The organism is Okeania sp. SIO3I5, assembly GCF_010672085.1.
Lineage (GTDB): Bacteria > Cyanobacteriota > Cyanobacteriia > Cyanobacteriales > Microcoleaceae > Trichodesmium.
The window spans coordinates 1-4,512 of sequence record NZ_JAAHHT010000417.1; the positions used below are offsets into that span (position 1 = coordinate 1).

Annotated in this window: 1 protein-coding gene and 1 pseudogene; one reads left to right on the top strand and one right to left on the bottom strand. The window is 43.6% G+C overall.

Going from position 1 to position 4,512, the window contains the following annotated elements; all coding sequences use genetic code 11:
• Positions 1 to 228: 228 nt before the first annotated feature.
• Positions 229 to 2,745: a CHAT domain-containing protein gene (locus F6K40_RS38995; RefSeq protein WP_293145306.1), complete on the top strand. Its 2,517-nt coding sequence runs from the start codon at positions 229 to 231 to the stop codon at positions 2,743 to 2,745.
• A 387-nt stretch (positions 2,746 to 3,132) separates the two neighbouring features.
• Here F6K40_RS38995 and F6K40_RS39000 read toward each other — a convergent pair.
• Positions 3,133 to 4,512 (bottom strand): annotated as a pseudogene (locus F6K40_RS39000) (hypothetical protein); the annotation flags it as partial.

The window sequence follows — 4,512 nt, forward strand, 5'->3', positions numbered from 1 at the left end:
GACTCCTGGTGGGCTAGCTACTACAGCGATCGTAGGTTTTAACATTTTTCTTCCATAGCTCAACTTTTCAATGCTGAGACAGATTGGGCAACTACTCAAAACAATCTAGGCAATGCCTACCTTTATAGAATCAGAGGAGATAAAGCACAGAATCTCGAAAATGCTATTGCTGCACTTCATCTGGCTCTGTTAGTTCGTACCAAAGAAGACTTCCCGATGGATTGGGCAATGACTCAAAACAATCTAGGCAATGCCTACCTTTATAGAATCAGAGGAGATAAAGCACAGTATCTCGAAAATGCTATTGCCTGCTATCAAGATGCTTTGAGAGTTGCCAAACCAGATACCTTACCAACACTCTGTTTAACAATTTCCCGTAACTTAGCTGACTTTGCTTCAAAACAACAAAACTACCAACTCGCCATTGATAACTATGAAATAGCCATTACTGCTATCGAGCAAAGTCGAGATTGGATACCTGACGAAATAGCTCGTCAAGAAATCTTGCGTCAAAATATATATGTCTATGAAAACATGATTCAAGCTTCAGTTAATGCCGAACAATATGACAAAGCTTTAGAAACTGTAGAAAGATTCCGCTGTCGTCGCTTGCTGGATTTAATTCTCACCAAAGATTTGTACAAAAATGGCGAAGTGCCTGAAGAGATCCGCAAGTTAGAAGCAGAAATGGAAGCTAAACAATGGGAAGTCGATCGTTTACGTCGGCAGTTACAGACACCAGAGGATAAGCAGGAAAAAGTTGGAGCAACTCGTCATCTCACCCGCGATGAGTGGGACGATCTTAACGAGGAAATTCAAAAGTTGGTGAGAGAAAAAGAGGAAATTAGGCAAAAGATGCTGCATCGGTTATTCCCGGCATTAGATGAGGAAAAGGAAAGCAAACCGCTGAGTGTTAGTGTGGAGGGGATGAAAGGGTTGTTGAATCCCCCCTTGCCCCCGGAAAATTCCCCCTTGCCCCCCTTGCCCTCGGAAAATCCCCCCCTGCCCCCCTTTCAAAGGGGGGAGATGGAGAGAGACGATGTTGCTTTGCTGAGTTTCTACACTACAGATGATGACACTTATATTTTTATCCTCACTCAAGCAGGGGTAAAATTGCATCGTTGTCAAGGGGAAGGTTACAAAAATTTCCAACTGTGGTTACGGGATAATTGGTTAACACCTTACTCCGAAATAGATGATTCAGCAGCATTTCAAGCAGCAGCAAATTTAGCCAACTGCGATATTGATGCCATTGAGTCTATTAACCCCAAACCATCCAATGTCGTTGTTAAACTCACAGACGGCACCACAACAGAAATTAGTGTTTCCGACTTTAACGCCTCCCGCAAACAACAGAAACACCAATTATACAAACAATGGCAAGACAAAATGCCAGAGATGTTAAAAGAAATAGCAGACAGACTGCAAATCAACCAACTCATCGCCAAACTCACAGACATCAAAGAAATTATTCTGGTGCCCTTTATGTATCTGCATCAAATTCCCTTACCAGCATTACCCCTAGACAACGGCGAATATTTAGGCGATAAATTCCGCGTGAGAATAGCACCCAGCACCCAGGTATTAACATTTTGTCGGCAACAAGCGCAAAACCCAGAGGCAAACCTGCCACGTTACGGTATCGTCGAAAATACCAAAGACGATTTACCATACACCCCCACAGAATGCCAATTAGTCGCACAAATTTATGGAGTCGCCCCCGAACACCATCTCAAAGGCAGCAAAGAGGCAACCAAAGCTAAGTATAAACAGTTGTTGACGAGAGAGAAAGTATTAGGTTTACTCTCCAGTCACCACGCCAAGTCTAATTTAACGGAACCATTGGAGTCGAAGTTATTGCTAGGAGACACGGACTTAACATTAGGGGAGTTGCTGAATGCCAGCATTCGTTTCCCCCAGTTAGGAGATTTATTTCTCTCCTGTTGTGAAACGGCGTTAGGAAATTCAGAATTAACGGACGATATATTTACCCTCAGCGCTGCCTTTTTATCAGCAGGTGCGTCGAATGTTATCAGTAGTTTGTGGGCAGTGAACGATCTAGCGACGACAATATTATCATATTTTTTCCACCGCAACCGCGCGGCAGGTATTACGAGTGCAGATGCGTTATGGCAAGCACAGATGGAGTTGAAAGAGTTAACCTTGGCAAAAGCGGAGGAGAGTTTGGAGGATGCGGAGGAAAAATTAGATACAGTGCGAGCATCTTGCTCGCCAGTCAAAAACCCAGTGCGAGCATCTTGCTCGCCAGTCAAAAACCCAGTGCGAGCATCTTGCTCGCCAGTCAAAAATCCAGTGCAAACATCTTGCTCGCCAGTCAAAAACCCAGTGCGAGCATCTTGCTCGCCAGTCAAAAACCCAGTACGAGCATCTTGCTCGCCAGTCAAAAACCCAGTACGAGCATCTTGCTCGCCAGTCAAAAATCCAGTGCGAGCATCTTGCTCGCCAGTCAAAAATCCAGTGCAAACATCTTGCTCGCCAGTCAAAAATCCAGTGCAAACATCTTGCTCGCCAGTCAAAAATCCAGTGCAAACATCTTGCTCGCTAGTCAAAGGATCGCCTGTCAAAGACTCCCCAGTCAAAGAATATGAGGAACAGGAGAAAATAGCTGATAACTGTCAGAAAGTTTATGATTTAGTAGTTGAAGCTAAAAAGTCGATAGGGGGCGAAAAACCGTTTGATAATCCTTATTATTGGGCAGGTTTTGTTTGTCAGGGAGAAGGGTGAATTCATTGCTCACACAGATTATGGCACGGATATACGGATTAAGAATTTCGTATTATATAGCAGTTTTTAGTAAGCGTGAAATACATCAATTATCGATCCCCCTAAATCCCCCTTAAGAAGGGGGACTTCCAGTTCCCCCCTTTTCAAGGGGGGTTAGGGGGGATCTCCTAACTCCTGAGTTTTTCCTAATTTATTTATACCTGTTCATCCGGACATGATCAGGACTTACGCAAATTATTAGGCAAAACCCTATTTGTAGAGGGCGAATGCCATTCGTAGAGGGCGAATGCCATTCGCCCCTACAACATTCGCCCCTACAAGAGGTGGCTTTGCGTAAGTCCTGATGATATATTTCAGGGTAGATTGGGAATTAAGCGACAGCGCAACCTATCCTCTAATCACGAAATCATCTCCGCTCAGAGCATCTTGAGATTGAACAGTAACAAACAAACCGCCATTATCAAAACCACCAGCGCTGCCATTAGGATTATAATAAACATTACCGCTAGCTTCACTGTAGACAATTATTGCCTCGGAAGTTGCTGCTTCTGCGTTAGTCTCGACAGACTCAAATTCATCGGACACTGAGAAACCTTCCCCAGAGTTACTCGTAATCTCATTAAAAGTAGTCCGATCCAATAAAATTAAATCTCGATCCTGTTGAAAATCAGTAATATTGTCGGAACCAATATCATCTTGACTGAACTCACGGTTAGTATTATAAATAAACCTGTCAATACCAGCACCACCAGTGAAAGTGTCATTACCAGCACCACCATTAAAGCGATCGCGACCTTGACCCCCCTCCAATATGTCATTTCCATTTCCACCGAACAGAAAATCATTGCCAGGACGGCCTTCTAAGACATCATTACCATTGTTTCCAAAAAGGCGATCAACACCAATACCACCAATGAGAGTATCATTTCCACCCCCTCCGAGCAAGGTATCATTATCTGCATTACCTTGAATTAACTCGGAATCTGTAGAACCAATAATTCGGTCATCACCACTCAAACCGCGTAACCCATCAGGACGGTTTTCTAGCAAACCAGTTGGCATTACATAGAAATCATCTTCATTGGTTAAATCTACAGTTGTCAGTTCCGAACCCAAATTTAAACCGATAATTATCGGATCGTGGTCGGAAGAGCGGAAGGCATCAGGTTGGAAAAGTGCATCTTCTTGAGAATCCGGTTTAAACTCAAAGTTATAATCTAGAAGTGGTGATTCGTCTGTATTAATATGCCATTCTGTTACTGTGGTAACCTGGTTTGTCAGACTCTCGGTAGTTAAAGCATGATCGAGGTATCCCGCAAAACCATCAAAGGTAAAAGAATACGCGCGATCGTTACCTGTATAAATATCGACTAGATTATCATATCCCCCATCAATAACTGCTTGAATTGGGTCTTCAGCAGCATAAGAATTGAGGTCGCCAGTAATCAAAAAATCTGGGTCTCCACTCACTGTAGGGTCACTTTCTAACCATTCTACTAACTCGGAAGCAGCTTCAGTACGTCGCAGATTCCAGGCAGCAGCACCATCACCAGAGTCTAGATCGCCCGCTCTTACTTCTGCATCTTCATCTGGATCTCGTTTAGATTTAAAGTGATTGACTGCTACAGTGAATAGCTCTCGTGTTTCAATTTCGCTAAAAGTTTGAGCTAGAGGGGGGCGATTATAACCACCATCGCCACCATTATCAGAAGTATTATCTGGAGAAAAAGCACCTGTTTCGATAATCGCACTATCGCCCACTGGTTC